23 protein-coding genes are annotated in these 24,935 nt (G+C 71.7%); 7 read left to right on the forward strand and 16 right to left on the reverse strand.

Annotated features, from left to right (window positions below; all coding sequences use genetic code 11):
• Positions 1-3: 3 nt before the first annotated feature.
• The 13 genes from LWJ43_RS03340 to LWJ43_RS03400 all read right to left on the reverse strand — a co-directional run bounded on the left by LWJ43_RS03340 (position 4) and on the right by LWJ43_RS03400 (position 14,656).
• On the reverse strand, positions 4-648 hold the full coding sequence (locus LWJ43_RS03340) for a phosphorylase family protein (protein WP_277335797.1): 645 nt from the start codon (positions 646-648) through the stop codon (positions 4-6).
• Between the two features lie 19 nt (positions 649-667).
• A complete protein-coding gene (gene shc / locus LWJ43_RS03345) occupies positions 668-2,680 on the reverse strand; it encodes a squalene--hopene cyclase (RefSeq protein WP_277330761.1) in 2,013 nt (670 codons plus the stop codon).
• 104 nt (positions 2,681-2,784) lie between these two features.
• Positions 2,785-3,888: a polyprenyl synthetase family protein gene (locus tag LWJ43_RS03350; protein ID WP_277330762.1), complete on the reverse strand. Its 1,104-nt coding sequence runs from the start codon at positions 3,886-3,888 to the stop codon at positions 2,785-2,787.
• Positions 3,885-5,273, reverse strand: a complete 1,389-nt coding sequence (gene hpnE / locus LWJ43_RS03355; RefSeq protein WP_277330763.1) for a hydroxysqualene dehydroxylase HpnE — start codon at positions 5,271-5,273, stop codon at positions 3,885-3,887. The genes LWJ43_RS03350 and hpnE overlap by 4 nt, the downstream gene beginning before the upstream one ends.
• A 115-nt stretch (positions 5,274-5,388) precedes the next feature.
• Complete coding sequence (hpnD, locus tag LWJ43_RS03360; protein ID WP_277330764.1) at positions 5,389-6,309, reverse strand: presqualene diphosphate synthase HpnD; 921 nt, start codon at positions 6,307-6,309, stop codon at positions 5,389-5,391.
• Positions 6,310-6,338: 29 nt separating this feature from the next.
• Positions 6,339-7,256 (reverse strand): squalene synthase HpnC, encoded by a 918-nt coding sequence (hpnC, locus tag LWJ43_RS03365; protein ID WP_277330765.1) that lies wholly within the window; start codon positions 7,254-7,256, stop codon positions 6,339-6,341.
• 415 nt (positions 7,257-7,671) lie between these two features.
• Positions 7,672-8,457: an ABC transporter ATP-binding protein gene (locus LWJ43_RS03370; RefSeq protein WP_277330766.1), complete on the reverse strand. Its 786-nt coding sequence runs from the start codon at positions 8,455-8,457 to the stop codon at positions 7,672-7,674.
• A complete protein-coding gene (locus tag LWJ43_RS03375; protein WP_277330767.1) occupies positions 8,450-9,379 on the reverse strand; it encodes an ABC transporter permease in 930 nt (309 codons plus the stop codon). The genes LWJ43_RS03370 and LWJ43_RS03375 overlap by 8 nt, the downstream gene beginning before the upstream one ends.
• 101 nt (positions 9,380-9,480) lie before the next feature.
• Positions 9,481-10,353: a glycosyltransferase family 2 protein gene (locus LWJ43_RS03380; protein ID WP_277330768.1), complete on the reverse strand. Its 873-nt coding sequence runs from the start codon at positions 10,351-10,353 to the stop codon at positions 9,481-9,483.
• Positions 10,354-10,361: 8 nt separating this feature from the next.
• Positions 10,362-11,141, reverse strand: a complete 780-nt coding sequence (locus tag LWJ43_RS03385; protein WP_277330769.1) for a CDP-alcohol phosphatidyltransferase family protein — start codon at positions 11,139-11,141, stop codon at positions 10,362-10,364.
• Positions 11,119-12,180 carry an iron-containing alcohol dehydrogenase family protein gene (locus LWJ43_RS03390; RefSeq protein WP_277330770.1) on the reverse strand — a complete coding sequence of 354 codons (1,062 nt, stop codon included), beginning with the start codon at positions 12,178-12,180 and terminating at the stop codon, positions 11,119-11,121. Before LWJ43_RS03390 ends, LWJ43_RS03385 begins: the two co-directional genes overlap by 23 nt.
• A complete protein-coding gene (locus tag LWJ43_RS03395) occupies positions 12,168-12,905 on the reverse strand; it encodes a phosphocholine cytidylyltransferase family protein (protein ID WP_277330771.1) in 738 nt (245 codons plus the stop codon). The genes LWJ43_RS03390 and LWJ43_RS03395 overlap by 13 nt, the downstream gene beginning before the upstream one ends.
• Positions 12,902-14,656, reverse strand: coding sequence for a DUF5941 domain-containing protein (locus LWJ43_RS03400; RefSeq protein ID WP_277330772.1), 1,755 nt, complete (start codon positions 14,654-14,656; stop codon positions 12,902-12,904). The genes LWJ43_RS03395 and LWJ43_RS03400 overlap by 4 nt, the downstream gene beginning before the upstream one ends.
• A 305-nt stretch (positions 14,657-14,961) precedes the next feature.
• On the opposite strand from LWJ43_RS03400, the gene galE reads away from it, so the two are divergent.
• The 3 genes from galE to idi all read left to right on the forward strand — a co-directional run bounded on the left by galE (position 14,962) and on the right by idi (position 17,907).
• Positions 14,962-15,948, forward strand: a complete 987-nt coding sequence (gene galE / locus LWJ43_RS03405; protein WP_277330773.1) for a UDP-glucose 4-epimerase GalE — start codon at positions 14,962-14,964, stop codon at positions 15,946-15,948.
• 192 nt (positions 15,949-16,140) lie between these two features.
• A complete protein-coding gene (locus LWJ43_RS03410; protein WP_277330774.1) occupies positions 16,141-17,082 on the forward strand; it encodes a cation diffusion facilitator family transporter in 942 nt (313 codons plus the stop codon).
• A gap of 231 nt (positions 17,083-17,313) precedes the next feature.
• Positions 17,314-17,907: an isopentenyl-diphosphate Delta-isomerase gene (gene idi, locus LWJ43_RS03415; RefSeq protein WP_277330775.1), complete on the forward strand. Its 594-nt coding sequence runs from the start codon at positions 17,314-17,316 to the stop codon at positions 17,905-17,907.
• 24 nt (positions 17,908-17,931) lie between these two features.
• Here idi and LWJ43_RS03420 read toward each other — a convergent pair whose 3' ends face one another.
• Positions 17,932-18,387: an ATP-binding protein gene (locus LWJ43_RS03420; protein WP_277330776.1), complete on the reverse strand. Its 456-nt coding sequence runs from the start codon at positions 18,385-18,387 to the stop codon at positions 17,932-17,934.
• A 340-nt stretch (positions 18,388-18,727) separates the two neighbouring features.
• Between LWJ43_RS03420 and LWJ43_RS03425 the strand changes: the two genes are divergently transcribed.
• The gene (locus LWJ43_RS03425) at positions 18,728-19,528 is read left to right on the forward strand and encodes an enoyl-CoA hydratase/isomerase family protein (RefSeq protein ID WP_277330777.1); all 801 of its coding nucleotides are present in this window, start codon (positions 18,728-18,730) and stop codon (positions 19,526-19,528) included.
• On the opposite strand, the gene LWJ43_RS03430 is transcribed toward LWJ43_RS03425, so the two are convergent.
• Positions 19,515-20,150, reverse strand: coding sequence for a DJ-1/PfpI family protein (locus LWJ43_RS03430; RefSeq protein ID WP_277330778.1), 636 nt, complete (start codon positions 20,148-20,150; stop codon positions 19,515-19,517). The two genes, LWJ43_RS03425 and LWJ43_RS03430, sit on opposite strands and share 14 nt — an antisense overlap.
• Before the next feature lie 18 nt (positions 20,151-20,168).
• Entirely contained in the window at positions 20,169-21,125 is a 957-nt protein-coding gene (locus LWJ43_RS03435; RefSeq protein ID WP_277330779.1) for a GlxA family transcriptional regulator, read from the reverse strand.
• Between the two features lie 124 nt (positions 21,126-21,249).
• Between LWJ43_RS03435 and LWJ43_RS03440 the strand changes: the two genes are divergently transcribed.
• From LWJ43_RS03440 to LWJ43_RS03450, 3 genes are all read left to right on the forward strand, one after another.
• Entirely contained in the window at positions 21,250-22,113 is an 864-nt protein-coding gene (locus tag LWJ43_RS03440; protein WP_277330780.1) for an SCO6745 family protein, read from the forward strand.
• Between the two features lie 67 nt (positions 22,114-22,180).
• Positions 22,181-22,312, forward strand: a complete 132-nt coding sequence (locus tag LWJ43_RS03445; RefSeq protein WP_258310621.1) for an LPFR motif small protein — start codon at positions 22,181-22,183, stop codon at positions 22,310-22,312.
• A 159-nt stretch (positions 22,313-22,471) separates the two neighbouring features.
• On the forward strand, positions 22,472-24,910 hold the full coding sequence (locus LWJ43_RS03450) for a Tex family protein (protein ID WP_277330781.1): 2,439 nt from the start codon (positions 22,472-22,474) through the stop codon (positions 24,908-24,910).
• Positions 24,911-24,935 lie beyond the last annotated feature (25 nt).

Here is a 24,935-nt window from a genome sequence, read left to right on the forward strand (position 1 = left end):
GGCTCACCTCCTGGGGAGCAGCAAAGATCGGTGCCATTCATGGAAAGCCGGAAGGACGGCACGAAGAACGCGGAATGCCGATATTCCACCGCGGACCGTGCCGATACGGACGAGCTCATGCTCTGGAGCGTCCACGACCACCCGTACGGCCGCAACAGGGCGTACCCCCGTCCGGACGGCGGTGCGCAGCGTGGCCGCGGACTCCATGTCGACCGCGATGGCGCCGGTGGCCCGGAGCCCGGCACGCTCCGGCCCCCGCACGACATGCCCGGAGCCGGTCAGCGGGCCGGTGTGGACCGTGCGTCCGGGCACCGCTCTGACCAGTGCGTCGACCAGCAGCCCGGTCCCTGTGCAGGCCGTGGTGCCACCGGCGTCCCGTGTCTCCTCGGCCACCACCAGGTCCCCCGGGTGCATGCCGGGTTCCAGCCCGGCGCAGAAGCCGGAGGCGATGACCGCGGTGCCACCGGCCCCGGGCCGCCCGAGCGCCTGCCGAACGGCGTTCTCCGCGGCCTGGGGGCCCATCCCGGACCTGATGATGTCCACGGGACCGGGTCCCGGTTCGCCGGCCCTCCTGCCGGTGCGCAGGGCGAAGCGCTCGATGCCGAGTGCGCAGGCGATCAGCAGCGGCGTGGCGGGACCGGGCGGCACCTCGGCGCCACCCACCGGTTCAGGCCCCCTTGCCGGAGCCGGCGCCGATGGCGGAGGCGGTGGCGAAGGGGTCCCCGTAGACGTACCGGCCGAGGGCGGTGAGGGGGAACACCTGCCGGTACAGGTGGTAGTTGATGGAGAAGTCCCAGGGGAATCCGGTCCCGGTGAAGTGGGGCTCGTCCCAGGAACCGTCGGGCTGCTGGGTTCCGGCCAGCCAGGCGACTCCCCGCTCCACGGATCTGGTCTCCCGCTCCCCCGCGGACAGCAGGGCGAGCAGCGCCCATCCGGTCTGGGAGGGGGTCGAACTGCCGTGACCGATCCACTTCTCCTCGCGGTAGGAGCGCAGGTCCTCGCCCCACCCGCCGTCGTCGTTCTGCACGGACTTCAGCCAGTCGACGGCCCTGCGCACCGAGGGGTGCGCGGCGGGCAGGCCGGCCGCGATCAGCGCGGGTACCACGGAGCCCGTTCCATAGATGTAGTTGACGCCCCACCGGCCGAACCACGCCCCGCTCGCCTCCTGTTCGGCGAGCAGCCACTCGACGCCCCGCCGGGTGCGGGGGTCGTGCGCCCGGCCCTCGACGGCCAGCATCTCCACCACGTGGCCGGTGACATCGGCCGACGGCGGGTCGATGACCTCGCCGAAGTCGCAGAACGGCAGCCGGTTGGGGAACGGACTGGTGTTGTCCGCGTCGAAGGCTCCCCAGGCGCCGTTGCGTGACTGCATGCCGAGGTTCCAGCGCACCCCCCGCTCGATCGCCGCGTCGACCCTGGCCGGGTCCGGGTGACGGACGCGCCGGAGCGCCAGGGCCACTTCGGCGGTGTCGTCGATGTCGGGGTAGTTGACGTTGTGGAACTCGAACGCCCATCCGCCCGGAGCGAGTTCCGGCTTGCGCACCGACCAGTCGCCGGGCCGCACGATCTCCTCGCCGAGCATCCAGTCGGCCGCTCGCACGAGCGCCGGATGGTCGGGGCTCACTCCCGCGTCGGCGAGGGCGATGGTGGCGAGGCAGGTGTCCCAGACCGGGGACTGACAGGCCTCGATCATGCGGGCGCCGTCCTCACGCCACACGGCGAACCGGTCCAGCGAATCCAGCCCGGCCCGCATGACCGGGTGGTCGAGGTCGTAGCCGAGCAGGTGCAGGGCGATGACGGAGTACACCGCGGGCGGCTGGATGCCGCCCCAGCAGCCGTCGTTCTCCTGCCGTTCGATGATCCAGCGTGCGGCCTCGTTCATGGCGATGCGCCGCAGCCTGCGCGGGGCGACCTTGTGGTAGAGGTGCAGCGCCTTGTCCAGCCGCTGGAACACGCCGTCCCAACTGGCAACGGGAGCAGTCGGCTTGGACGGATTGGGACACGCCGGGTCGGTGTGCAGCTCATCCAGGGCAAAGGGGGCCGGGCGCACCGGCCGCTTCGCGGACACGATGGTGAGGGGCACGATGGTCTGGCGGGCCCAGCAGCCGAAGTCGTAGATGTTGAGCGGGACCCACTTGGGGAAGAACATGAGCTCGGGCGGGAGTTCGGGCAGGTCGTCCCACTTCCACCAGCCGAAGAGCGCGAGCCAGATCCGGGTGAAGACCCGGGACTCCGCGATGCCGCCCTGCTCCCTGACCCAGCCGGCCGCGCGGATCATGTGGGGGTCGTCCGGCCGGTCCCCGGCCAGTCGGAGCGCGACGTACGCCTCGACGGTGGCGGAGAGGTCGGGCGGCCCCTCGTAGAAGGTGTTCCAGGTGCCGTCGCCGAGTTGCTCGCCCCGGATGAAACGGGCCGCGGCCTTGACGGTCTCCGGGTCCTGGATTCCGAGGAACTGACGGAGCAGCAGGTCCTCCGCGTCCATGGTGACGTTGGTGGCGAGGTCGCCCTTCCACCAGCCCTGCTCGTCCTGCCTGCCGAGGAGGTGCTCCACCGAGCGCTCCGCGGCGTGCCGCGCGACGGCCATCATGTCGCCCGCGGCACTGGTCGATTCGGTCGGATCGCTGATCGAAGCCGCGCGGAGGTTCGCGGCCCCGGTGCTTCCGTCGGTCGTCGCTGTCATGGCTTCCCCTTCGTGCAGTTCGGTCCTCTGCTGTGCTGGGGTCTCCGTCGGCGGGCGCCCCGTGGGGCGCCCGCCGGCGACTGCGAGTCATATCTGGATGGTGATCATCTCTTTCGTACGACCACGAAGTCGGCGAGCTCGGTGAGCTGCGCCCGCACTCGTTCCGGCATGTCGACGCCGTGCAGCGCGTCGATGGCCACCGCGTGCTGACGGCGGGCTTCCTCGGCGGTCCACTCGCGGCCGCCCGCCTCCTCGATGAGTGCCGCGCGGGCGGCGAACTCCTCTTCGGAGAAGCTGTCGAAGTCACTGCTCTTGGCATCGGCGGCGAGCAGCTCGCCCAGCCGCTCCGAGGCCGGTCCGCCCGCGGCGAGCGCGGCGACGACGGGCAGGGACTTCTTGCGCTGGCGCAGGTCGCTCCAGGTCTGTTTGCCCGTGGATTCGGGGTCGCCCCAGATCCCGAGCAGGTCGTCGACCGCCTGGAAGGCGAGACCGAGGTGGTAGCCGTACGCCTCCAGGGTGTCGGCGGTACGGTCGTCGGCTCCGCCGAGCACGGCGCCGATGGACACGGCGCAGGCGAGGAGGGCGCCCGTCTTGTTGCCCTCCATCTCCAGGCACTCCTCGACGGTGACCCGCTCGCGGTGTTCGTACGAGATGTCCTGGGCCTGGCCGTCGATCAGCTTGCGGCTGGCCGTGGTCAGGCGGCGGGCGGCCCGGCCGGCCTCGACGGTGCCGAGCTCCAGCAGGATCTCGTTGGCCAGCGCGAAGAGCGCGTCCCCGACGAGGATCGCCTGCGCGGGGCCGTGCACCTTCCACACGGTGTCGCGGTGACGGCGCTGCTCGTCGCCGTCCATCAGGTCGTCGTGCAGCAGCGAGAAGTTGTGCACGAGTTCGACGGCCACGGCTCCGGGGATCCCGGCCTCCGCCGGGGCGCCCGCCGCTTCCGCGGACAGCAGGGCCAGGGCGGGACGCACGGCCTTGCCGCCGTCGCCGTCGGCCGGTCGGCCCTGGGCGTCGATCCAGCCGAAGTGGTAGGCCGCGACGGTGTCCATGGGCGGCGCCAGCCGGTCCACGGCAGCTCGCAGCACCGGCGCTGACAGGGCCCTTCCACGCTCCAGAAGCGCGGTGACGTCCGTGGGGTCCGCCACGGTGTCGTAAGCCGGATTCGCCGGGGTCACAGACTCTCCTCTTGTTCCGGTGGTACTGCTCATGCCGCCTCCTGCAGCGGATGTTCGTGTGGCCGGCCGAGGGCCCGGAGCGCGGCGTCCGCGGCAGTGAATCCGCTGCGGACGGCACCCTCCATCGTCGCGGGCCAGCCGGTGGCGGTCCATGCTCCCGCCAGATGCAGCCCGGGGGCCCGGGTGTGGGTACCCGGCCTCAGGCGCCCCACGCCCGGCGTGGGCGCGAAGGTCGCGGTGCGTTCCCGGGTGACGAAGAAGTCGCTGATCCCGGCGCCGCGTGCCGCCGGGAGGAGCCGTTCCAGCTCGGGCACGTAGCGGCGGCGGAGTTCGGCGACGGGAAGATCGATCTCTTCCTGTGCCGCGGACTGGGACACCGCGAGGTACTGGCCTCCGCCCTGGAGGCCGGAGGACGCGGTGCGGTCGAAGACCCATTGCACGGGTGAGCCGAGCGCGGCGAAGAACGGTTTGCGCAGCACCTTGCGGTCGTAGACCACGTGCACGTTCAGGATCGGCGCGTCGGTGAGGTCGAGCAGCCTGCCCGGTTCGTCCAGCGCGCCGTCGGGCAGCAGCCGGTGCGTCTCCCCCTGCGGCACCGCGAGGACGACGGTGTCCGCGTCGAGGAGTTCACCGTCGGTCGCGACCGCCCAGTGGCCGCCCTCGGCGCGCGTGAGGGAGGTGACGCGGGCTCGTAGGCGGATCTCCACGCCCGCCGATTCGAGTGCCTTGCGGGCGAGGGTGTCGTGGAGGTCCCCGAGCGGCACGGCGGCCCAGCCGATGTCGGCGGCACCCGGTTCCGAGAGGAGTCCCGTCCTGAAGACCTTCGCGGCGAGCGCCATCGAGGCGTTCGGCGCGGTGGCGTTGAGCGTGGCGACGCCCACCAGGTCCCAGAGGGCGTCGATGGTGCGCTGCGACTGCCCCTGGCGGCGCAGCCAGGTGGCGAAGTCGATGCCGTCGAGCGCGGGGTCGGCGGGGTCGAGCCGGCCGAGCGCCAGCGCGGCCCGGGCGACGCCGGCCTTCTCCGCGAGTGAGAGGTGCGGGTATGCGGCGAGTCCGCCGGCCAGGTGCAGCGGTACGGGCAGCCCGGTGCGGCGCAGCCGTCCCAGCCTGGGCCCGGCGACCCTGCCGACGTCGAGGACGGGCACGTCGAGCCGGTCCTGCAGCGGGGCGAGGTGCGTGCCCTCGATCCGGTCCAGGAACCAGCGGTAAGCGGTGCAGCAGCGCAGGTAGACGTGCTGGCCGTTGTCGACGGACAGGTCGCCGCGCCGGAAGGAGAAGGCGAGTCCACCGAGCCGGGGGCGGCCTTCGAGCAGTGTCACGTCGAGCCCCGCGTCGGCCAGACGCAGTGCCGCGGTGACGCCCGCCAGACCGCCGCCGACGACCACCGCGCGGGAGGAACGGGAGCTCCGGCCTGTCATCCCCGCTCCCTTCGCCGTGCCACCGCGGTCGGCGGCACACGCCGCGTCGTCGCAGACAGGGACGCACCGGGGCACCGGGGGGTTGCCCGTCCCGCACCTCGGCCCGGACCCCTCATCAGACCCTCCCCCTGGCCGTCCGCCGTGAGATGTACCGCGCGTCGAGGCCCGACAGTCCGCGCACCGCAACGTACGCCTTCTCGTGGCCGGGCAGCGAGACCCTGCCCCGGAGAACCGCCTCGGGATCGCGTTCGATCCGGTCGAGGAGCCTGCGGTAGATGCCGGCCATGGCGGCCACGCAGGCACCGCTGCGACGGTCCAGCATGGGCAGCAGCCGGTAGCCCTCGGCGAAGAGGGCCCTGGCGCGGCGCACCTCGAAGTGCACCAGGCCGGCGAAGTCGGATCCCGGCGGCGGGGTGGCCCGGTGGAATCCGGCGGAGCAGCCGAACTTGGCGAGGTCGTCGGCGGGCAGGTACGTGCGCCCGTTGCCGGCGTCCTCGCGGACGTCCCGCAGGATGTTGGTCAGCTGCAGCGCGAGACCCAGGGTGTCCGCGTACTCCGCGGCCCGCTCGGCACCGGGTGCGCCCGCCTCCGTCCCGAAGACGCCCAGGCTGAGCCGCCCGATGGCGCCCGCGACACACCGGCAGTACGTCTTCAGGTCGTCCCAGGTCTCGTACGTCGCGCCGCGCACGTCCATCAGCACGCCGTCGATGAGCTCGTCGAGGCCGCCGAGCGGCAGCGGGAACCTGCGCGTGGCGTCGGCCAGCGCGACCGCGACCGGGTCGGTGTCGTCCTCGTCGACGGCGTTGTCCCGGATGCGGCCGAGCAGTCCCCGGGTCTCCTCGAGCCGGACGTGCTTGGTCTCCGGGTCCAGTTCGCCGTCGCCGATGTCGTCGACCCGACGGGAGAAGGCGTACAGGGCCGACATGGCCTGCCGCTTCTCGTACGGCAGCAGTCGGATGCCGTACGCGAAATTGCGGGCCTGCTGTCCGGTGACGGCCTCGCAGTAGCTGTACGCGGCCTGTACCGGTGCCGACATGTACGTCGTCTGTCCCTCCACGGTCCGGCTCACCCCTCTCTGTGCGCTCTTCGCAGGACGTCTCCCACCTCGCGCAGCAGTCTCGGCGCGGTGGGCTTGGGCGGTCCGGGCAGTACGTCGAAACCCGCGGCCGAGATCGCGCCGAGGGCGGCGCGCCCTCCGCCGACGAATCCGGCGAGGAGCAGCTTGAGCCGGCCGTGGACGCTGCCCACCAGGGGGACGCCCTCGTCGAGCAGGTCCCGGGCGCGCTCCGCCTGGAACGCGACCAGGGAGCGTACGGCCGCGCCGGCGGACGGTGCGGCCAGCTCCGCCTCGCCGACATGGAAGCGGGCCATGTCCTCGGCGGGCAGGTAGATCCGGTCGCGCCCGAGGTCCTCGGAGACGTCCTGGAGGTGCTCGGCGATCTGCAGCGCGGTGCAGACGGCGTCGGAGCGGCGGATCCGCTCGGGACTCGCGGTGCCGGTGATCTGCAGGACGAGGCGGCCGACGGGGTTGGCGGAGAGCTCGCAGTAGGCCAGCAGGTCGCCGTACGTCCCGTAGCGGCGGACCTTCTGGTCCTGCCGGTTGGCTTCGAGGAGCCCGAGGAAGGGCTCGGGGGTGAGCGCGCAGCGCCGCACGGTGGGGCGCAGTGCACGCATCAGGGGGTGGCGCGGGCCGTCGCCCGTGGGCGAGAAGACGCGGTGCAGATCGGCTTCGAGGGCGTCCAGCGCGGCGGGACGGTCCTCGCTCCGCCCGGGTTCGAGGCCGAGGTGGCGGGCGTCGGCTCCGCCGGGGGCGAGGTCGCCGTCACCGATGTCGTCGACGAGGCGGGCGAATCCGTAGACGGCCATCAGGTCGTCGCGCCAGGCGCGGGGCAGGAAGAAGGGAGCCACGGGGAAGTTCTCGTCCGCGGCCTTGTCGAGTGTGGCGGTGGCGGCGTCGGCGCGCGCCTGCTGGGAACGGGTCACTGCTTACCACCCGACGCGGGGACGGCGAAACCACGTCGGAGCTGGAGATTTTCCATCATTGCCGTCACATCTCCCGTTCTACACTGCTGACCCAAAACATCCCTTTTCGGACACGCCGCTCGTCCGGCCGAGTGCGACATGCTCACAACGGGCGATGCGCCGGGGGCATACGCCCCACATTGCCGCGAATCAGCACCGTTACAGCTTACGTTGTACAGCTCACAGAGCCGCGCCGGGGTGCGCTGCACCCACGCGTGACGCCAGGGCCGCCCTCAACCATCGCCGGACACGTCGCAGTTGACGTCATCCGACGGGAGGAGATCCTCCCCGGAGGGTCCGCGGCGGTGCGGTCCCCGCCGCCTCAGGCCCACGAGGGCCCCCGCCGCGCTCCGGCGGGGGCCACACGCGTCGACGGCTACTTGCCCGTCTCCCGTTCGTAGGCCTTCAGCACCTCGTCGGTGGGGCCGTCCATCAGGAGCTCGCCCTTTTCCAGCCACAGCACCCGGTCACAGGTGTCCCTGATGGTCTTGTTGTTGTGGCTGACCAGGAAGACGGTGCCCGCCTCCTTGCGCAGCTCGCGGATCCGCTCCTCGGAACGGACCCGGAACTTGCGGTCACCGGTGGCCAGCGCCTCGTCGATCATGAGGACGTCGTGGTTCTTGGCCGCCGCGATCGAGAAGCGCAGGCGGGCCGCCATGCCGGACGAGTACGTCCGCATCGGCAGCGTGATGAAGTCGCCCTTCTCGTTGATCCCCGAGAAGTCCACGATGTCCTGGTACCGCGTGCGGATCTCCTCGCGGCTCATCCCCATCGCGAGACCGCCGAGCACGACGTTGCGCTCACCGGTCAGATCGCTCATCAGAGCCGCGTTGACGCCGAGCAGCGAGGGCTGGCCGTCGGTGTACACCTTGCCGTGCTCGGTCGGCAGCAGGCCGGCGATGGCCCGCAGCAGGGTGGACTTGCCCGAACCGTTGGTGCCGATGAGGCCGATGGCCTGGCCGCGGTAGGCGGTGAAGGAGACACCCCGCACGGCGTGCACCTTGCGCACCCCGCGCGGTTCGCCCTTGCCGCGGCGCATGATCCGGCTCAGCGCCGCGGTGGCGCTGCCCTTGCCTCCGCCCGTGCCGTTGACCCGGTACACGATGTGCACGTCGTCCGCGATCACGGTGGGGATGTGTCCCTGGGACGATTCCTCAGCCACGGCCGTACCGTTCCTCTGCCTTCCAGAAGTACACGAAGCCCACGACGCCCACCACGAGCGCCCAGGCGAGCCCGACGGCCCAGACGTGCTGCGGCAGGTTCTCGGCGCCGTAGCCGTCGATCAGTGCGAAGCGGACCAGGTCCATGTAGATGGCCGCCGGGTTGTACTGCAGCACGTCAGCGATCCACTGCGGCTTGCCCTCCAGCATCACGGGGATGGAGAACATGACGCCCGAGCCGTACATCCAGGTGCGCATGATGAACGGCATCAGCTGGGCGAGGTCGGGGGTCTTGCTGCCCAGCCGGGCCATGACGAGCGCCAGACCGGTGTTGAACAGGAACTGCAGGGCCAGCGCCGGGACGATGAGCAGCCAGGACAGCGACGGGTAGCTGCCGAAGCCCACCGCCACGGCGAACAGCACGATCATCGAGTACATCAGCTGCTGGAGCTGCTGGAGCGAGAACGAGACGGGCAGCGAGGCCCGGGGGAAGTGGAGCGCCCGTACCAGGCCGATATTGCCGGAGATGGATCGCACCCCCGCCATGACCGAGCTCTGGGTGAAGGTGAAGACGAAGACCCCGGTCACCAGGAACGGGATGAAGATCTCCTGGCTCATCCCCCTGTTGGTGCCCAGGATCAGGCCGAAGATCAGGAAGTAGACCATGGCGTTCAGCAGCGGTGTCGCCACCTGCCACAGCTGGCCGAGCTTGGCCTGGCTGTACTGCGCGGTCAGCTTCGCCCTCGAGAACGCCAGGATGAAGTGCCGGCGGCCCCAGAGCTGCCGGATGTACGCGAACAGTCCGGGCCGGGCACCGCTCACCGTCAGGCCGTACTTCTCGGCCAGCCGGCTCGCGCTCAGGCCCTCGTCGGCGGACGGCGGGCTGCTCAGGGCAACTCCGCCGTCGTGGGTCGTGTCACTCACAGTTAAGAACTCTCGTCTTCACAATGCGCAGCCGGGCGCGGCCAAGGCGGACAGGGTCCCCGTACGAATGAATACGGCTCATGGTCTCAGAGGAGAGCCTCTCAGATGACCGGCGGTCGGCCCAGCCTGGTCAGCCGCCATACCGTACGCCACCGCATGGGGCGCCGGGGTCCGCAGGGCGTGGTCCAGCCTTCCCGGAAACCTCCGAACCATGCCTTGAGGGCGGGCAAGGAGGGACGCCGGACCAGGGTGAGGAGCAGCCAGACCCCGACGTACACGGGGACCAGCGGTGCGGGAAGGTTCCGGCGGGCGAGCCAGACGCGGTTGCGGGCCACCATGCGGTGGTAGACCGCGTGCCGCGAGGGGGCGGTGGTGGGGTGGTTGAGCACCATGTCCGCCCGGTACTCGATCATCCAGCCGGCGTCCAGGGCCCGCCAGGCGAGGTCGGTCTCCTCGTGGGCGTAGAAGAACTCGCCGGGGAGCGGGCCGGCCTCGGCGATCACCTGGCTGCGCACGGCGTTGGCGCCACCGAGGAACGTCGTGACGCGGGAGGAGCGCATCGGGTCGGAGGCACGCAGCCGCGGCACGTGCCGCCGCTGGGTGACGCCGGTGTCGGGGTCCGCGATGCGGAAGGTGACGATACCGAGCCGGGGGTCCGCCTCGAACGCCTGCCGGCAGAGCTCGGCGGTGTCGGTGTTCGGCAGATGCCCGTCGTCGTCGAGGAAGAGCAGGGCGTCCACGTCGGCCCCGGACGGGCCGAACGCCTCGATGCCGACGTTGCGGCCGCCCGGGATGCCCAGATTCTCGGGCAGCTCGACGGTCCGCACGCCCGGGGGGACGTCGGGGACCGGGGCGCCGTTGCCGACGACGACCACCTCGATCCGGTCGCCGTCCTGCCTGGCGACCGAATCGAGGAGGGCGCGGAGTTCGTCGGGGCGGTTGCCCATGGTGATGATGACCGCGCCGAGTTTCATGGGAGAGCTCACTTCAGCCTGCTGGACGCCAGGATCGACACCAGGTGCAGGACGGTCTGGAGAAGGGCGATGCCGGCCATGACCGCGACCGCGAGACGGCTGAAGAAGAGGTCGTCCCTGACCGTGTCCAGCACGGCCACCACCAGGATGACCAGCGACGCCTCGATGCCGAGGATCAGCCGGTGGAACTTGAGCGCGCCGGCGGCCCGGCGGGCCAGCGCCATGCCGGAGGAGCGCGGCTCGGACGCGGACTCCTTGACGGGCGGCAGCCCTCCCTGGTGGCGGGCGACGCCGACGAGGTCGGTCTCGGCCTTGATCAGGATGGCGCCGAGCGCGGCGAGCGTGCCGAGGAAGGCCCACAGCCAGTCGATGCGTCCCGGGCCCCACAGGTCGGCGGCACGCAGGCCGAAGCCGACCAGCACCGCCGCGTCACAGAGGTAGGCGGCCACCCGGTCCAGGTAGACGCCGCCCAGCGAGAACTGCTTCTTCCACCGGGCCACCTCGCCGTCGACGCAGTCGAACAGCAGGTAGAGCTGGACCGCGAGCACGCCGAGCAGGGCGCCCGGGATGCCCGGGACCAGCAGGGCGGGGGCCGCGAGCACACCCGCGACGGTCATCACGTAGGTCAGCTGGTTGGGCGTGACCTTGGTGGGCACCAGGTGCCGGGTGATGCGCAGCGAGATCTCGCGCATGTAGAGCCGACCCGCCCAGTGCTCGCCGCTGCGCCGGTCCTTCACACCCGGCGGGTGCACGACCGGACGGAGTTCAGCTATGGATGGCTTTTGCATAGTCGGCGTACGCGTCCCTGATCTGGTCGGTGGAGAGGTTGAGGTGTTCCAGGATCGTGAAGCGTCCCGGGCGCGTCTGCGGCGCGTAGTCGACCGCCCGCACGAATTCTTCGGTGGTGAAGCCGATCTCGTCGGGCAGTACCGGCAGCCCGTGGCGCCGCAGTACGGACGCCATCTGGACGGACTCCTCGTGCGCGCCCCGCAGGTGCATGGCGAAACAGGCGCCGAGGCCGACCTGCTCGCCGTGGCTGGCCGCGCGCTTCGGGTAGAGCAGGTCGAAGGCGTGGTTGATCTCGTGGCAGGCGCCCGAGGCGGGCCGGGAGTCCCCGGCGATCGACATCGAGATCCCGGTGAGGACCAGCCCCTCGGCGAGCACCTTGAGGAAGGCGTCGTCGCCGACCCCTCCGGGGTGGCGCAGCACCGCTTCGCCGGCCTGCCGGGCCATGGCCGCCGCGAGCCCGTCGATGTCCTCGCGCCGGACCTCGTGGGCGAGTTCCCAGTCGGCGACGCAGGAGATGTTGGAGACCGCGTCACCGACGCCGGAGCGCACGTAGCGTGCGGGCGCCTCACGGATCACGTCGAGGTCGATGACCACGGCGATCGGTGTGGGGACGCCGTAGGAGCCGCGTCCGTTGTCGTTGTCCAGCGTCGCGACCGGGGAGCAGAGACCGTCGTGCGACAGGTTCGTCGCGACGGCGACCATGGGCATGCCCACGCGCGCCGCGGCGTACTTCGCCACGTCGATGATCTTGCCGCCGCCGAGGCCGACCACGGCGTCGTAGCGGGTGCCCTTGATGCCGTCGGCGAGCCGTACCGCGGAGTCGATCGTGCCGTCGGTGACCGGGTACCAGTCGGCCCCCGGCAGCACCGGAGCGAGCCTCTCGCGCAGGGCGCGCCCTGAACCACCGCTGATCGCGATGGCGAGCTTCCCCGAGGAGGAGATCCGCTGGTCGGCGAGGAGACCGGCCAGATCGTCCATCGCGCCGCGCCGGATGTCGACGACGACCGGGGACGGGATGAGGCGGGTCAGTACCGGCACGCGATCTCCCTGCCCCGGGCGAGGTCGTCGTGGTTGTCGATCTCGACCCACGTCACCTCGCCGATGGGCGCGACGTCGACGGTGAAGCCGCGGTTCACGAGCTCCTGGTAGCCGTCCTCGTAGTAGAGGTCGGGGTCGCGCTCGAAGGTGGTCCTCAGCGCGTCGGCGAGCTCCTCGGCTGCCTCGGGCTCGATCAGCGTGACGCCGATGTACTCGCCGGTCGCGGTGGCCGGGTCCATCAGCTTGGTGATCCGCCGGACGCCCTTGCCGTCCTCGGTGATGACCTTCATCTCCTCGTCGGCGAGGTTCTTCACCGTGTCGAGGGCGAGAATGATCTTCCGGCCCTCGCCGCGGGCGTCCAGGAGGGTCTTCTCGACGGACACCGGGTGCACGGTGTCGCCGTTGGCGAGGATGACGCCCTTCTTCAGGACCTCACGCGCGCACCAGAGGGAGTAGGCGTTGTTCCACTCCTCGGCCTTGTCGTTGTCGATCAGCGTCAGCGTCACGCCGTACGTGGCCTCGAACTCGGCCTTGCGGGCGTAGACCGCCTCCTTGCGGTAGCCGACGACGACCGCGACCTCGGTGAGCCCGACCTCCGCGAAGTTGGCCAGCGTCAGGTCGAGGACCGTCTTCTCGCCGTCCACCGGCACCAGGGCCTTGGGCAGGGTGTCCGTGTAGGGACGCAGACGGCGTCCGGCACCGGCAGCCAGTACGAGGCCGATCATGCGAGTTCTCCTTCGTCGTGTACGGCGGGGGCCGAGGAGGACACCCAGAAGCGGATGGACTCGACGAGCACCACCAGAGCCACGGCGGCCGCGAGCGCGGTGAGGGCCGTGGTGAAACCTGAACCGTGGATGAGTGCGGCGGCGAGGACGGCCACGACCAGGGTCCGGCCCTCGTGCCCGCCGATGACGCGCACCAGCCACCTGGGCGGTGCCCCGGTGCCGCCCCGGATGCGGTACACCGTGTCGTAGTGATGGTAGGCGACGGCCGAAACCAGGCCGAAGGCCGCGGGAACGGCGTGCGGCACGTCACTGCGGGCGGCCAGCACCAGGATCGTGCAGTACTCGGCGGCCCGGAACAGCGGCGGGACCAGCCAGTCCAGGGCGCCCTTGAGGGGCCGCGAGACGGCCAGTCCGGAGAGGACCGCGTACACGGCGGCCGCGCCCACGGTCAGCAGGCCGCCGTACGGGGTGAAGACCGCCGCGCCCACCATCACCAGGGCGCCGACGAGCGCCAGGAACGGGGCCGTGAAGCCACCACCGGGACGCCGGACCACCGCGGCGACGGCCTGGGCGAGCGGCCCCGAGTCGGCGAGGTCGGCGAGTGCCACGGCGGCGCGGTCGGTGCGCTGCGCCTTGCGGGTCAGCGAGCGGAGCAGCCGGCCCGCCGTGGTGTAGCAGGCCGCCAGGGAGCAGCCGACGAGGAGCGCGTAGAAGACGATCCGGGGGGTGGTCACGGCGGTGAGCACCGCGATCATGGCCCAGCGTTCACCGATGGGCAGGACTATCATCCGGCGCAGCCAGACCGTCCAGCCGACGCTGTCGAGCTTGTCGGAGAGGGCGGCGGTGGGACTCGTGTTGGACACCGCGTCGTGGTTGGCCTCGTTGAACGAGAAGTCGACGACATGGCGGCAGGCCTGGAGCACCATCGCGCCGAGCGCCAGGACCCACACGTCGTCGCCGCCGCGTGCGGCGCCGAGGGCCAGGCCGGCGTAGTACGCGTACTCCTTGGCCCGGTCGAAGGTGGCGTCCAGCCAGGCGCCCATCGTCGAGTACTGCAGCGAGTACCGGGCGAGCTGCCCGTCGGTGCAGTCCAGGACGAAGGAGAGGAGCAGGAGCACCCCGGCCGCGACGTAGCCGCCTCGGGTACCGGTCGCCGCGCTGCCCGCCGCGATCAGTGCCGTGACGAGCGAGGCGGTGGTGACCTGGTTCGGGGTGAGGCCCCGGCGGGCGCACCAGCGGGCGATGTAGCGGGAGTAGGGGCTGATGAAGTACGTGGTGAAGAAGCCGTCGTGGGCCTTCACCGCGCTGCGCAGCCGCACGGCCTCGTCGTCGACGGCGGCCACGGCGGTCCGGGCGGCGTGCCGCTCCTCCGGGCCGGTCGGGACCGAGGCCGTGAGCGAACCGAGTTCGGGGCGCTGTACGGCGGTGCCTTCCGCGTCCAGCGCCGCGGCCAGCCGTCCGGGGACCGTCCGGTCCTCGGTGACGGCATCGGCGCCGGGAGAGGTGACGGGGGCTCCGGCGCCGACGGCGGCCACGGCCCGCCGGAGGGCGCGGAGCAGTGCCGGGCGGGCCTCGGGCTGCGCGGTGAGCGCTCCGGGGATCGACGCGGCGGTGAAGCGCGGGTCGGTGAGTCCGAGCCTGAGGGCGTGGACGTGTCCGACGAAGCGTGGGTCCACGAGCGCGACGCGCCTGCTCGCGGGGACTGCGGCGAGCAGCTCGGCGGCCTCGTCGGCGTCGGCTGCGGCAGTCACGTCGAAACCGAGTGACCGCAGATCGTCCTCGAGCGACGACCCGGGTACCGGTGCACCGGTGAGGATGGCGGTCGACAGACGAACTCACTCCTTGGTGCTGACGGGAACGGCGCGCGGCATGACGGCCCGGGGGTGGGCCGGCGGCACGTCGGCTGAGGCTATCGGATGAACGGAAGACCGAGTTCACCACCCGTTTGTGCTCCGTTCGGGCGAATCGGCCATCGAGCGGCGCCGTTCGCGATCATCATGGTCGATCAACGCCTCGCCCCACAAACCGCGTCCGGTCAGCGCATAAGCTGACGTGCATGACGTGGTTGATCACAGGCGGAGCCGGTTACATCGGGGCACATGTGGCGAAGGCCATGACGGGTGCCGGGGAACGGGTCGTCGTCCTCGACGACATCTCGACGGGCATCGAGGAGCGGCTGCCCGCGGAGGTCACCCTGGTACGGGGATCGGCCTCGGACCGTGCGGTGCTCGACCGGGTCCTGGCGGAGCACGCCGTCACGGGAGTGGTGCATCTCGCGGCGAAGAAGCAGGTCGGTGAGTCCGTCGAGAAGCCGCTGCTCTACTACCGGGAGAACGTGACCGGGCTCGGCGTACTGCTGGAGGCGGTCGCGGCGGCAGGGGTGGAGCGCTTCCTCTTCTCCTCGTCGGCCGCGGTGTACGGCGTCCCGGACGTGGAACTCATCACGGAGGACACCCCGTGCGCGCCGATCAACCCGTACGGCGAGACGAAGCTCACCGGGGAGTGGCTGGTCCGCGCGACGGGGCGGGCGCACGGCATCTCCACGGCCTGCCTGCGGTACTTCAACGTCGCCGGTGCCGCCGAGCCGGAGCTGGCCGACACGGGGGTCTTCAACGTCGTCCCGATGTTCTTCGACCGGCTGACGCGGGGCGAGGCGCCGCGGATCTTCGGCGACGGCTACCCGACGCCTGACGGCACCTGTGTACGTGACTACATCCACGTCGCCGACCTCGCGGACGCGCATCTCGCCGTCGCCCGCCACCTGGAGGAGAACCCCGGTGGTGGCGACCTGACCGTCAACATCGGCCGGGGCGAGGGCGTGTCGGTGCGCCGTCTCGCCGAGCTGGTGGGGGAGGTCACCGGCGTGCGGACGGAACCGGTGGTCGAACCGCCCAGGCCGGGGGACGCGGCCAGGGCCGTGGCGTCGGCCGACCGGATGACGGAGCGGCTGGGCTGGAAGGCGCGGCGCGGCATGCGCGAGATGGTGGAGTCGGCGTGGGAGGGCTGGTGCCTGCGCCACCCCGAGGCCCGCTCGGCGCGCTGACCGCCCGCACTCGGGCGAAGCTCTGACCTGCGATCGTTTCCGCAGGTCAGAGCACATGACAACGGTGTTCAGTGCCGTGTTGCCCCGTACCCCTCCCCCGTAGTTCACTGGCCGCATCGGGCGAGTCGCGTCCGCGCTGTCCGAGGGACACGACAGTTCTGACGGGTATGACGGGCATACGGAGGCGTTCGCATGGGGGCCGGCCACGATCACGGGCATACGCACGGGGAGCCGCCCCCGACGGGCACGGCGGCCGCCGCGTACCGGGGCCGGCTCCGCGTCGCGCTGGGCATCACGCTCGGCGTCATGGTCATGGAGATCGTCGGCGGGCTCCTCGCCGACTCGCTGGCCCTGATCGCGGACGCCGCCCACATGGCGACCGACGCCCTGGGGCTGGGCATGGCCCTGCTGGCCATCCACTTCGCCAACAAACCCGCGGGCCCCAACCGCACCTTCGGTTACGCCCGTGCCGAGATCCTCGCCGCGCTCGCCAACTGTCTGCTGCTCCTCGGCGTCGGCGGCTACCTGGTCTTCGAGGCGGTGGACCGCTTCGTCACACCGGCGGAGACCAGGGGTGGTCTGGCCATCGCGTTCGCCGCGGTCGGCCTGGTGGCCAACGTGGTCTCCCTGTCCCTGCTCGTGCGCGGGCAGCAGGACAGCCTGAACGTGCGGGGGGCGTACCTCGAGGTCGTCGCGGACACGCTCGGCTCGGTGACGGTGCTCGTGTCTGCGGGCATCATCATGGCCACCGGCTGGCAGGCCGCCGACCCCATCGCCTCGCTGCTGATCGGCCTCATGATCGTCCCGCGGACGGTGAAACTCCTGCGGGAGACGCTCGACGTGCTGCTGGAGTCGGCCCCCAAGGGCGTCGACATGGACGAGGTGCGCGCCCACATCACGGCCCTGCCAGGCGTGCTCGACGTCCACGACCTGCACGCCTGGACGATCACCTCGGGCATGCCCGTCCTCTCCGCCCATGTGGTCGTGCACCAGGAGATGCTGGACTCGATCGGGCACGAGAAGCTCCTGCACGACCTGCAGGGCTGCCTCGGCCACCACTTCGACGTCGAGCACTGCACCTTCCAGCTGGAGCCCAGCGGGCACGCGGAGCACGAGGCGCGGCTCTGCCACTGAGCGAGCACACGAGGCCCCGGCCCGGTGACGGTTCCGCGCCGGGCCCGGGGGCATGATCCGGCAGCGGTCGGCCTCCGGGTCAGGCGCGGTGTCCGTCCCGTCCCGTCCGGGCGGGCGGGCAGGGCGGACATGCCAGCACCCGAAGTGCGGACAAGCGGCTTTTGTACGGCAGACTTGACCGCACTCGAGGGGTCCGGCGCACGAGGCCGGGAACCAAAGCGAAGGATGGGTATGCCGACCACACCAGCCACCGCGGCGCACAGCTCGTCGAACGGCACAGCAGACGCGATCATGCTCGAACTGGTCGACGAGAACGGCACGACCATCGGCACCGCGGAGAAGCTCGCCGCTCACCAGGCGCCCGGCCAGCTGCACCGCGCGTTCTCCGTCTTCCTCTTCGACGAGCAGGGGCGGCTGCTGCTGCAGCGCCGTGCGCTCGGCAAGTACCACTCCCCCGGTGTGTGGTCGAACACCTGCTGCGGCCACCCGTACCCGGGAGAGGCGCCGTTCGCGGCGGCCGCCCGGCGCACCTACGAGGAGCTGGGGGTCTCGCCCTCGCTGCTGGCCGCGGCGGGCACGGTCCGCTACAACCACCCCGACCCGATGTCCGGCCTGGTGGAGCAGGAGTTCAACCATCTGTTCGTCGGAATGGTGCAGGAGCGCCTCCGCCCCGACGCGGAGGAGGTCGGCGAGACGGCGTTCGTGACCGCCGGTGAACTCGCGGAGCGGCATGCCGCCGCGCCGTTCTCGGCGTGGTTCATGACCGTGCTGGACGCCGCGCGTCCCGCGATCAGGGAGCTGACGGGACCGTCCGCGGGCTGGTGAGGCCGCGGGCCCCGCGGGGGGCGGTCAGAGCTGCGTCTTGAGGGGCAGCGCCGCCCAGATGATCTTGCCGCCGCCCGCGGTGTGCTCCACGTCGCAGGCGCCGCCCGCCTCGGCGGTGATCTCACGGACCAGGAGCAGGCCGCGGCCGCCGGTCTGCGCGTAGTCGGTGACCAGCGCCGTCGGGCGGTACGGGTGGTTGTCCTCGACCGCCACCCGGATCCACTCGGCCCCGATGGCCACCTCGACGGCGAGCTCGGGCGAGAGCAGCGCCGCGTGCCGGACCGCGTTGGTGACCAGTTCCGACACGATCAGCAGCAGCCCCTGGAGGATGTCGTCCTCGACGGGTACGCCCTGCCGGTCGATCAGGTCACGGACGGCGTGGCGGGCCTGCGGAACCGAGACGTCGACGGCGGGCGCGGTGAAGCGCCACACGCCCTCGTACGACACGGGATGGGCCGGAACACTCCCACGGCTCTCCATGGACCGCCACCCGCTCTCGATTCGCACATCACAGACCATCGGATAACGAGTGTCGGGAAGAGAGTGGTCCGGGCCGCAGCACTGTCCACAAGTGGTCACTTACAGCCTCAATTTGACCGAGTGGGTATGTCGCCGTCAGGTGATTGGACTACTTCTTGCCTTCTTCGGGCTTCATCTGGTCCGTCACCCCACTGACGGCCCGTCTCCCGCCCACTCCGACGCGATCAGCCCGGGCTCCCCTCGGTCGCGGGTCCGGCCATCGACAGCTCCTCACGGTGCGTGCGCGCTTCGCGGCCCCTTCCTGATCCTGGGTCCGGGCCGTACGGATAGCATCCGGCGCATGGACCTCAGGGAGCAGGCGACGGGGGCCGGGCCCCGGCTGGAGCACACGGTCGCGGAGGGTGTCGCGACCGTCGTCATCAGCAACCCCGCCAAGCGCAACGCCATGACCGCGGACATGTGGCAGGCCCTGCCCGCACTGCTGGAGGAGCTGGCCGCCGACCCCGGTGTGCGCGTCCTCGTCCTCACCGGGGCGGGCGAAACATTCTGCGCCGGGGCGGACATCTCCTCCCTGCGGGATCCGGCCGGCCGGCCGCAGGCACTGGCCGTCCGTGCCGAGGAGGCCCTGGCCGCGTTCCCGGGACCGACGCTGGCGGCCGTGCGCGGCTTCTGCGTGGGCGGCGGCAGCCAGCTGGCGGCAGCCTGCGACCTGCGGTTCGCCGAGGAGGGCGCGTCCTTCGGCGTCACTCCGGCCAAGCTCGGGATCGTCTACCCCTCCTCGTCGACGCGCCGGCTGGTCGCGCTCGTCGGCCCGGCCACCGCGAAGTTCCTGCTGTTCTCCGGGGAGCTGATCGGGACGGAACGGGCGCTGCGGACCGGACTGGTGGACGAGGTCCTGCCGAGAGGCGGACTGGAGGAGCGGGTCCGCGGGTTCACGGAAATCCTGGCCTCGCGCTCGCAGCTGACGCAGGCCGCGGCGAAGGAGTTCGCCGACGGCCGTGAGGACCGGGACGCCCACTGGTCCCTGCAGGCACGCGGCAGCGGCGACACCGCCGAGGGTGTCGCCGCGTTCCTGGAGCGCCGCGCTCCCCGCTTCACCTGGGCCGCGGGGACCGCCGGGGACGCGCCTACGTCAGGATGAAGCGGCTCCTGGCCCGCCATTTCCCGACCATCGCCGCCGGGGCCTTCCCCGGTGCTCCGCAGTCGTAGGGCGGCTGGGGGTCGTACTCGGTCAGCAGCTGGACGGCCTGGGCGTGTTCGTCGCCCGCGATCCTGCCGAGCAGGGTGAGGCCCATGTCGATGCCGGCGGAGACGCCCGCGGCGGTGACGTACTTCCCGTCGGTGACCACCCGCTCGCCCGTCGGCTCGGCACCGAGGGTCCTGAGGACGTCGAGGGCGAGCCAGTGCGAGGTGGCGCGCCGCCCGGCGAGCAGTCCGGCTGCGGCCAGGAGCAGGGATCCGGTGCACACCGAGGTCGTCCAGGTACTGCCGGCATCGGCCGCCCGCAGCCAGCCGAGCAGCGCCCCGTTCTCCATCTGGTCGCTCTGCCCCGGACCTCCCGGCACGATCACCACGTCGGGGGCGGGCACGTCGGCGAGGGTCCGGTCGGCGACGAGTGCGAGACTGCCGCTGTCGTTGCGCACGGCACCCGGCCTCTCGGCGACGAGGACGGTCTCCGCTCCGGGAGCCCGGCTGAGCATCTCGTAGGGGCCCACGGCGTCGAGCGCCGTGAACCGGTCGAAGAGCACGATCGCGATCCGCATGGTGTTCCTTCCGTCGTTTCACGCGGGATGGGAGCGGAAGCGGCGCCGGTATTCGGCGGGCGCCGTCCCGAGTGCCTTGACGAAGGCGCGGCGCATCGCCTCCGGGGTGCCGTAACCGCTGGCCCGGGCAATGCCTTCGACGCCGTCGGCCGTGTCCTCCAGCAGCCGCCGCGCCTGTTCCAGCCGTACGCGCTCGACGTACCTGCCCGGGGTGAGGCCGGTCTCGGTCCGGAAGGCGCGGGCGAAGTGGCGGGGCGAGAGTCCGGCCCGGGCCGCGAGCGCCTCGACCGAGAGGTCGGCGTCCGGGTGCTCGGTGATCCAGTGCTGGACCCCGCGGAGTGGTTCGCGGACGGCGGTCTGCGCGGTCAACTGGGCGCTGAACTGCGCCTGGTTGCCGGGGCGCCGCAGGAACACGACGAGGTGACGGGCGACGGTGAGCGCCACCTCCCGCCCGTGTTCCTCCTCGACCAGCGCGAGCGCGAGGTCGATGCCCGCGGTGACACCGGCCGACGTCGCCAGCCGTCCGTCGCGCACGAAGATCGGGTCCGGGTCGACCCGCACCGCCGGGTACGTCCGCGCGAGCGTCTCGCAGACGGACCAGTGGGTGGTGACCCGGTGGCCGTCGAGCTGGCCGGCCTCGGCGAGCAGCAGGGCGCCGGTGCACACCGAGACCAGTTGCCCGGCCCGGGGGCCGTGGGTGCGGAGCCAGTCGATCAGGTCCGGGGAGGGCGTACGCGTCCCGGCACCTCCCGGCACGATAAGGAGATCGGGCACGGGGGCGTCCGCGAGCGCGCCGTCGGGGACGAGCGTGAGGCCGCTGGAGCAGCGGACCGGGGCACCGTCCAGCGAGGCGGTGCGCAGATCGTAGGAGACCTCGGGGAAGCGGGAGGCTCCGGCGAAGACCTCCGCCGGGCCACTCACGTCGAGGCTCTGCACGCCCTCGAAGAGGACGACGAGCACGGATCGCTGCTTCATGCGGGCAATCCTGGCCGGACCGCCCGATGGCCGCAATGACGAGTTTCCCACCTATGCTGCCATGCGCACGTCGCGGGCGGACCCGGGCCTGTTCCACGTACCAACCAGTCGGTAACGTGCGGGCATGAGTACTCTTCCCCCGCGTGCCGGACGCCGCTGCCACAACGCGCTCAACCCGCTGCACTCCTGTGTCTACTTCTCCCCCGACCTCGGCAAGGAGTTCGGCGAGCTCGGCGTCGACGACGCGAGCCGGGTCTACTTCGCCGCGCGCGGCGCGGCCCTCGGCGCGGCGGGCGCGGGCACGGTCACCGCGACCTTCTACAACTTCAACCACGAACTGGTGTCCCGCCACCTGCCGTCCGTCTGGTCGGAGATCACCCCGCAGGCGGCACTCGACGCGCGGCTGAAGGCGGCCGATTCGACGCTGCGGCGGGTGCTCGGCGAGGAGACCGTGGCCTCCCCGGAGATGGCGGAGGCGGCGGAGCTCGCTCTGCGGGCCGCCGAGGCCTGCACACGCCACGCCCGCCCGCTCTACGCCGCGCACGCCGATCTCGCGGTCCCCGACCAGCCTCACCTTGCGTTCTGGCACGCCGCGACGCTGCTGCGCGAGCACCGCGGCGACGGGCATCTCGCCGCTCTGCTCTCGGCAGGCCTCGACCCGCTCGAGGCGCTGGTCAGCCACACCGCCACCGGCAAGGGCATGGCGCCCCGCTGGATCCTCGCCACCCGCGGCTGGCGTCGCGCCGACTGGGACGCGGCGGTGGAGCGCCTGCGCGGCCGGGGCGTTCTGGACGCGGAGGGCGAGCTGACCGGCACGGGCACCGCGCTCAGGGCGGAGCTGGAGGAGGCGACGGACCGGATGGACGCCGCACCCTACGAACATCTGGGCGCCGACGGCGTGGCCCGGCTCACCGAACTGGGCCGGGGATTCCTCTTCGCGGCCGCCTCCGCGGGCGCGTTCCCGGAGGATCTGGTCGGCAAGGGCTGAGCCCGCACACGTTTACGACGCGTCCCACGGGCCAGGCGACGGATACACCCTACGAAGGAGGCACACCGTGTTCCGTGCGATCGCAAACGCTCTGAGTACCGTCGGATCGGCCATCGCCACCGTGGTGACCCTGCCCTTCCGGCTCCTGGCCGGCCTCTTCGGCGGCGCGTCGCGCGGCGGCAGGACCCGGCGCGCGTGACCGGGGTCTTCTCAGGTACGTCGGGGCCGTGACCGAGCAGGTCACGCGACACGGCCCCCGGCAACCCGGCACAATGCAGGCGAAGGGGCCCACCCGGGTGTGGACCACCCCAGTGGCACAGCCAGCACAGCCAGTACGAGAAGGCGAGTCGGGAAAACCGTGACGACGTCCATCGAAGGCAGGATCGCCGAGGAGCTCGGCGTACGTGAGCGTCAGGTGAAGGCGGCCGTCGACTTGCTCGACGGCGGGTCGACCGTGCCGTTCATCGCGCGCTACCGCAAGGAAGCGACCGAGATGCTCGACGATGCGCAACTGCGCACGCTCGAGGAGAGGTTGCGCTATCTGCGGGAACTCGAGGACCGCCGCAAGGCGGTCCTCGACTCCGTGCGTGAGCAGGGCAAGCTCGACGCGGCCCTGGAAGCGCGGATCCGGGCCGCCGACACCAAGGCGCGACTGGAGGACATCTACCTCCCGTTCAAGCCGAAGCGCCGGACGAAGGCGCAGATCGCGCGCGAGGCGGGCCTGGAGCCCCTGGCCGACGGGCTGCTCGGCGACCCGTCGGTGGAGCCGCTCGACGCCGCCGCGGCGTTCGTCGACTCCGGGAAGGGTGTGGCGGACCCGGCGGCGGCCCTGGAGGGCGCCCGGGCGATCCTCACCGAACGCTTCTCGGAGGATGCCGACCTGACCGGTGAGCTGCGCGAACGCATGTGGTCGCGCGGCAGGGTCGTGGCGAAGGTGCGGGACGGCAAGGAAGAGGCGGGCGCGAAGTTCGCCGACTACTTCGACTTCGCCGAGCCGTTCACCGCGCTTCCCTCGCACCGGATCCTCGCGATGCTGCGCGGCGAGAAGGACGACGTGCTCGATCTGGTGCTCGAGCCGGAGGAGCCGTCGGAACAGCCGGGCCCCTCGACGTACGAGAACATGGTCGCCCGCCGTTTCGGGGTCGCCGACCGCGGCCGGCCCGGCGACAAGTGGCTGGGTGACACGGTCCGCTGGGCCTGGCGGACCCGGATCCTGGTGCACCTCGGGATCGACCTCCGGCTGCGCCTGCGCACGGCGGCGGAGGACGAGGCCGTGCGCGTCTTCGCGTCGAACCTGCGGGACCTGCTGCTCGCCGCACCGGCGGGTACCCGGGCGACCCTGGGGCTCGACCCCGGATTCCGTACGGGCGTGAAGGTCGCCGTCGTCGACGCGACCGGCAAGGTCGTCGCGACCGACGTGATCCATCCGCATGTACCGGCGAACAAGTGGGACCAGTCGCTCGCCACGCTGGCGCGTCTCGCGAAGGAGCACCAGGTCGACCTGATCGCGATCGGGAACGGCACGGCGTCCCGCGAGACCGACAAGCTCGCCGGTGAGCTGTGCGACAAGCACCCCGAGCTGGAGCTCACCAAGGTGATGGTGTCGGAGGCCGGCGCCTCCGTGTACTCGGCCTCGGCGTTCGCCTCGCAGGAACTCCCCGACATGGACGTCTCGTTGCGCGGCGCCGTCTCGATCGCGCGCCGGCTCCAGGACCCGCTGGCCGAGCTGGTGAAGATCGACCCGAAGTCGATCGGGGTCGGGCAGTACCAGCACGACCTGTCCGAGGTGAAGCTGTCGCGCTCCCTGGACGCGGTGGTCGAGGACTGTGTGAACGGCGTCGGCGTCGACGTCAACACCGCTTCGGCCCCGCTGCTCTCACGGGTGTCGGGCATCGCGTCCGGTCTGGCCGAGAACATCGTGGCGCACCGGGACGCGAACGGCCCGTTCCGCTCCCGCCGGGCGCTCAAGGACGTGGCCCGGCTGGGGCCGAAGGCGTACGAGCAGTGCGCGGGCTTCCTCCGGATCCGGGGCGGCGACGACCCGCTGGACGGGTCGAGCGTGCACCCCGAGGCGTATCCCGTGGTCCGGACGATGGTGAAGCGGACCGGCGGTGACGTCGCCTCGCTGATCGGCAACACGCAGGCGCTGCGCTCGCTGAGCCCCGGCGACTTCGTGGACGACAAGTTCGGCCTGCCGACCGTGACGGACATCCTGCGTGAGCTGGAGAAGCCGGGCCGTGACCCTCGGCCCGCCTTCAGGACCGCCACGTTCAAGGAAGGTGTGGAGAAGCTCGGCGACCTGGCGCCCGGGATGGTGCTGGAGGGTGTCGTCACGAACGTCGCGGCCTTCGGCGCGTTCGTCGACGTCGGCGTCCACCAGGACGGTCTCGTCCACGTCTCGGCGATGTCGCGGACGTTCGTCAAGGACCCGAGGGACGTCGTGAAGCCGGGCGACATCGTGAAGGTGAAGGTCATGGACGTCGACATCCCGCGCAAGCGTGTGTCGCTGACCCTGAGGCTCGACGACGAGGCCGCGACGGGTCAGGAGGGCGGCGGGCAGGGCCCGAAGCGGGAGCGGAGCGCGCAGGGCGGTGGCGAGCGGCCGCCGCGCCAGCGGGAGGGGCAGGACGGCCGTCAGGGAGGCGGCGGGCAGCGCCGTGACAGGCGCGGGGGCGGGAACGGGGGCGGGGGCGGAGCACCGCGTCCCGCCGCGGCTCCGGCGAACAGCGCGATGGCCGACGCACTGCGGCGCGCGGGCCTGACGGGCGGCTCCGACCGAGGCGGACGCAAGCGCTGACACACGAGGGCGACGGGCGGACGGG

This window comes from Streptomyces sp. JH34, assembly GCF_029428875.1.
Lineage (GTDB): Bacteria > Actinomycetota > Actinomycetes > Streptomycetales > Streptomycetaceae > Streptomyces.